Below are 5,578 nucleotides of genomic sequence, written 5' to 3'. Positions count from 1 at the left end.
GGCGGGCGCCACGGCCTCGCTGCCCGTGCCGGCGGGCAGGGGGGCCAACTGCTCCCCCGGGTCCGGGACCTCGACAGTCACCTCGTAGTGCTCCTTCGCGAAGAATCCGGCGACACCACCGGAGCGGATGCGCTCGGCACGCACGACGCGAGTGCCCTCGCCGTGCTCGTCACGGGCCCTGGCCAGCAGCTCGCCCAGGTCCGAACCCTCAAGATGCAAGTGCGTGGACATGCCTCACCGATCCGATCGTCTCGATCCGGGCGTGCGTGCTGACCTCGTGGTACGAGAGGACGTGCAGTCGCGGCAGCGCGACCTTGATGAGGCGCCGCAGCGGCGAGCGCAGCGACGGGGCGCAGACGAGCACCGCCTGCAAGCCGGCCTGCTCGGCGCGCTCGAGGCAGGAGGTCGTCTCGGTGACGAGGTGGTCGACCGTCGCGGCCTCGAGGGCGAGGTTCATGCCGTGCTCGCCCGGCCGCAGCGACTCCGCCAGGGAGTGCTCCAGCATCGGGTCCAGCGTGATGACCCGCAGGACGCCGTCCTGCTCGTGGACACCGGCCACGGCCGGGCCGAGCGCGCCCCGGGAGGCCTCCACCAGGCCGTCGAGGTCGGAGCCCTGCTTGGCCCGCAGCGACAGCGCCTCGAAGATGCGGGCCAGGTCGCGGATCGGCACGCTCTCGTCGAGCAGGGCCTGCAGCACCCGCTGGACCTCGCCCAGGCTGAGCACGGCGGGGGTGAGCTCGTCCACCACCGCCGGGTGGGTGCGCTTGAGGGTGTCCACCAGCGAGCGCACGTCCTCCCGGCCCAGCAGGCGCGGGGCGTTGCTGCGGACGATCTCGCCGAGGTGGGTGATAAGGACGCTGGCGCGGTCGACGACCGTGGCGCCGGTGAGCTGCGCCTGTCCCCGCAGCTCGCTGGGGATCCACTTGCTCTGCAGTCCGAAGACCGGCTCGATCGTGGCGCGGCCGGGCAGGCCGTCGAGGTTGTCGCCCAGGGCGAGCACCTGTCCGGGCGGGGCCATGCCGCGGCCGACCTCGACGCCGGAGATGCGCACCGCGTAGGTGGAGACCGGCAGGTCGAGGGAGTCGCGGGTGCGGACCGGCGGCAGCACGACGCCCAGCTCCAGGGCCACCTTGCGGCGCAGCGCGCGCACCCGGTCGAGCAGGTCGCCGCCGCCGGCGGTGTCGACGAGGTCGACCAGGTCGGGGGCGAGGACGAGCTCCAGCGGGTCGACCCGCATCTCCTCGACGAGGGCCTCGGTGGCGTCGACGACGGGTCCGACGGGCACCGGGGCGACGGCCTCGGCGGCGGCGAGCTTCGCGTCGCGCTTGGCGATGCGGGAGGCGGCGACGAAGGCCAGCGTGCCGACGACGAAGAACGGCAGCTTGGGCATGTGCGGGATGAGGGCCAGCACGATGGCGGCACCGCCGGCGATCTGCAGGGCCATCTTCTGCTGCGACAGCTGCTTGATGGCCTCGGAGCCGAGGTCGCCGTTGCTCGTGGAGCGGGTGACGATGAGGCCGGTGGCCACCGACAGCAGCAGCGCGGGGACCTGGGAGACCAGGCCGTCACCGATGGACAGCAGCGCGAACTTGTTGATCGACTCCGCCGGGGCCAGGCCCTGCTGGACCATGCCGATCGTGAAGCCGCCGATCAGGTTGATCAGCGTGATGATGATCGCCGCGATCGAGTCGCCCTTGACGAACTTCGAGCCACCGTCCATGGCGCCGTAGAAGTCCGCCTCGGCGGCCACGTCGGCGCGGCGCTGGCGGGCCTCCGCCTCGTCGATGAGGCCGGCGTTGAGGTCGGCGTCGATCGCCATCTGCTTGCCGGGCATCGCGTCGAGGGTGAAGCGGGCGCCGACCTCGGCGACGCGCTCGGCACCCTTGGTGATCACCACGAACTGGATGACGATGAGGATCAGGAAGACCACGAGGCCGATGACGAGCGAGCCGGAGATCACGAAGTGCCCGAAGGCCTCGATGACCTTGCCCGCGTAACCGTCGGAGAGCACCAGCCGGGTCGCCGCCACGTTGAGGCCGAGCCGGAAGAGCGTCAGCACGAGGATCAGCGAGGGGAAGACCGAGAAGTCCAGGGCCCGCTTGACGAACATGCAGATGAGCAGCGCCACCAGGGAGGCGGTGATGTTCGTCGCGATGAGGATGTCGAGCAGGACCGCCGGCAGCGGCACCACGAGCAGCAGCACGATGCCGACGACGCCGATGGGCATCGCCAACTGGGTGAGGTTCCGACCTAGCACTGCACCGTCCCGGGTTCACCGGCCTCCCCGGGGGGAGTACCGTCCGACCGGCCTGTCCGTGGCCCTGCGTGCCGTCCTGGCTCCCCTCTTCTCGGCACGGGCGGCGCCGGACTTGAGGCGCCGCCCGGGCGGCGCGGACGGGTGAGCCCCACCGCTCCGCCGGCCGGGGACGTGCCGGCCACCGCGTCGGCAGAGCCCCGGTGCCGCGCGGGCACCGGGGCTCTGCCGGGGGGTGGACCGGTCGTGCCGGCCGGCCGGGCACATCGGCCGGGCAGGTCAGCTGGGCACCGTGAGCGGCTCGCCGCCGCTGAGCAGGCTGCCGCGGGTGCGCAGGCTCATCACGAAGGCCAGGACCTTCGCCACGGCCGCGTAGAGGTCCGCGGGGACCTCCTGGCCGACCTTGACGTCCTTGTACATGGTGCGGGCCAGCGGGATGTCGCGCACGAGCGGGACGTCGTGCTCGCGGGCCTTCTCGCGGATCTTGTCCGCGATGGCACCGGCGCCCTTGGCGACGACCCGCGGTGCGCCCTTGGCCGGGTCGTAGCGCAGCGCGACGGCGATGTGGGTGGGGTTGACCACGACGACGTCGGCGTCGGCGACGTCGGCCATCATGCGGTTGCGGGACATCGCCAGCTGCTTGGACTTGATGGCGCCCTTGAGCAGCGGGTCGCCCTCGGCGTTCTTGTACTCCTGCTTGATGTCCTCCTTGCTCATCCGCAGGCTCTTCATGACCTTGCGGCGGCTCATCGCGTAGTCGGCACCGGCGATGACGAGACCGAGGAAGACGACGATGCGCAGCAGCGAGCCGATGGCGTCGCCCGTCGCCGACAGCACCCCCTCCAGCGGCATGACGCCGGCCGCGACCAGGTGGGGGGCCAGGCCCCGCAGCACGCTCCAGAGCACCAGGCCCAGCACGCCCACCTTCGCGAGCGACTTCGCCAGCTCCCACAGCGCGTGCGGGCCGTAGTGCTGCTTGATGCCGCTGATGGGGTTGAGGGTGCTGAACTTGGGCTTGAGCCGCTTGGGGGCCAGGTGCAGCCCGCCCTGCATCGCCCCCGCGACGACGGCCGCCAGGACCGTGGCCGCGGCGACGGGTGCCACGACCAGCGGCACGCCCTTGAAGCCGGTGGTGAGGGAGACCAGCGCGCGGGCGGGCTCGGGGTCGGCCGCGACGGCCGGCACCAGGGCGAAGAGGGAGCGGCCGAGCTCCTCGCCGGAGTCGATCGCCATCGGCAGCAGCAGCGCCCCCGCGGCGGTGCACAGCCAGGCCGACAGGTCGGCGGTGCGGGGGGTGTTGCCCTCGTCCTTCGCCTGCTTGAGGCGTTTGCCGGTCGGCTTCTCGGTCTTCTCACCGCTCACGTGCTCACCTCCTGCGTGGGGGGTCCGTCGGACCCGTCGGGCCGGTCGTGGGGTTGGTCGCGGGGCCGGTCGTGGGGTTGGTCGCGGGGCCGGTCGCGGGGCCCGGGGGCCACAGCGGTCACACGGGTCCCGTGCGGCGCAGCGGTGCCGACCGCGGTGTCACCGGAAGGCGGCCAGCAGGCCCGTCGCGGACTCGACCGCGGCGCTCACCGGGCCGGGCAGCAGCGCGAACGCGAAGCCGCCCAGGGTGAGCGTCACCATGATCTTCAGCGGGAAGCTCATGGAGAACGCGTTGAGGGCGGGGGCCGCGCGCGACAGCAGGCCCAGGCCGATGTCGGTGATGAAGAGGACCGCGATCAGCGGTGCGGCGATCTGCAGGGCCGCGGCGACCATCTGCACGATGCCCTCGGTGTACAGCTGGGAGGCGGTCCCCATCGAGATCCCCCCGGTCAGCGGGACGACCTCGAAGGTCTTGAGCAGCCCCTGCAGCACGATGAGGTGCCCACCGGTGACGACCAGCAGCGCGATCGAGGTCGCCTGGTAGAGCTTGCCGAAGATGGCCGTCTGGTTCTGCAGCAGCGGGTCGTACGCGCTGGCCATCTGGAACCCGCCGAAGAGGTCCAGCAGGTCACCGGCGGCCTGGACGGCGGCGAAGGCGAGGGCGCACAGCGCGCCCATCACGGCCCCCACGAGGGCCTGCTGCAGCACCGCCGAGATGAGCGGACCCGGCTCGGCCGCGGGGACCTGGTCGCGCAGCTGCACCGCCAGCGGCAGCGTGACGGCCACCGCGACCATGGCCTTGACCCGGCCGTTGACCGCGCGGTTGGAGAAGGGCGGCGCCAGCATCATCCACGACACGACGCGGACGGACGAGAGCAGCATCGCCAGCAGCAGGTCGAGGGGGACGTCGATGCCGGTGCCGGTGCCCTGCACGCCTCAGCCCCCGTGGCTGAGCAGCGCGGGGATCTGCTCGTAGAGGTTGCTCGTGTAGGTCGTCAGCTCGTGCAGCATCCAGCGCCCGCAGACGACGAGGACCACCCCCACGGCGACGGCCTTGGGCACGAAGGAGATCGTCTGCTCCTGGATCTGCGTGACGGACTGGAACAGGGAGATCGCGAAGCCGACGGCCAGGGCGGTGAGCAGCATCGGTCCGCAGAGCTTGGCGGCGAGGACGAGAGCGCCCATCCCGATGTGGATGACGGTCACGTCGGTCATCGCTGTGCCTTCCGGTCGAGGAGGGGTGGGAGGGCGGCGGTCAGCCGTTGTAGCTGGCGACGAGCGACTTGATGATCAGTCCCCAGCCGTCGACCATCACGAAGAGCAGCAGCTTGAAGGGCAGGGCGACCGTGACCGGCGGCAGCATCATCATGCCGAGCGACATCAGCGCCCCGGAGACCGCGATGTCGATCACCAGGAACGGGATGAAGATGACGAACCCGATGATGAAGGCCGAGCGCAGCTCCGAGAGCGCGAAGGCCGGCACCAGGGTGGTCATCGGCACCTCGGCGCGGTTCTGCGGCATCTCCCGCTTGGCGGCCTTCGTCATGAGGGCCAGCTCTTCCTTGCGGGTCTGCTTCAGCATGAACTCCTTCAGCGGCGCCTGGCCGTCGGTGAAGGCGGCCGTCGCGGTCTTCTCGCCCTTGAGGTAGGGCTGCACCGCGGCGTCGTTGACGGCCGAGAACGTCGGCGCCATGACGAACATGGTCAGGAACAGCGCCAGGCCGGCCAGCACCTGGTTCGGCGGGGTGCCGGTGAGGCCGAGGGCGTTGCGGGTCAGGCCCAGCACCACGAGGATCTTGGTGAAGCTGGTGGTGAGCAGCAGCAGCGAGGGCGCCACGGACAGCACCGTCAGCGCGATGATGATCGTGACCGACTGGCTCGGCGTGCCGTTGACCCCGTTGAGGCCGGCCGCTGGTCGGTTACGAACGGGGCGAGGACCTCGCCGCCGCCCGGCACGCGGGG

At 71.5% G+C, this 5,578-nt stretch carries 5 protein-coding genes and 1 pseudogene; all 6 read right to left on the bottom strand.

Features of this window, described 5'->3' with window-relative positions; all coding sequences use genetic code 11:
• Positions 1–231, bottom strand: a pseudogene (locus ABEB16_RS15475) (hypothetical protein); the annotation flags it as partial.
• Entirely contained in the window at positions 209–2,227 is a 2,019-nt protein-coding gene (flhA, locus tag ABEB16_RS15470; protein ID WP_425560213.1) for a flagellar biosynthesis protein FlhA, read from the bottom strand. The pseudogene ABEB16_RS15475 and the gene flhA, both read right to left, overlap by 23 nt.
• 306 nt (positions 2,228–2,533) lie before the next feature.
• Positions 2,534–3,616 carry an EscU/YscU/HrcU family type III secretion system export apparatus switch protein gene (locus ABEB16_RS15465; protein WP_345713121.1) on the bottom strand — a complete coding sequence of 361 codons (1,083 nt, stop codon included), beginning with the start codon at positions 3,614–3,616 and terminating at the stop codon, positions 2,534–2,536.
• A gap of 159 nt (positions 3,617–3,775) precedes the next feature.
• A complete protein-coding gene (locus ABEB16_RS15460; RefSeq protein WP_345713120.1) occupies positions 3,776–4,549 on the bottom strand; it encodes a flagellar biosynthetic protein FliR in 774 nt (257 codons plus the stop codon).
• Between the two features lie 3 nt (positions 4,550–4,552).
• Positions 4,553–4,831 (bottom strand): flagellar biosynthetic protein FliQ, encoded by a 279-nt coding sequence (locus tag ABEB16_RS15455; RefSeq protein WP_345713119.1) that lies wholly within the window; start codon positions 4,829–4,831, stop codon positions 4,553–4,555.
• 40 nt (positions 4,832–4,871) lie between these two features.
• A partial coding sequence (gene fliP / locus ABEB16_RS15450; protein ID WP_345713118.1) for a flagellar type III secretion system pore protein FliP occupies positions 4,872–5,578 on the bottom strand: 707 nt, incomplete at its 5' end.

It is taken from the genome of Kineococcus glutinatus, assembly GCF_039542765.1.
GTDB lineage: Bacteria > Actinomycetota > Actinomycetes > Actinomycetales > Kineococcaceae > Kineococcus_A > Kineococcus_A glutinatus.
The sequence above is the reverse complement of the archived record's forward strand: the minus strand, read 5'-3'. Positions and strand labels throughout refer to the sequence as shown.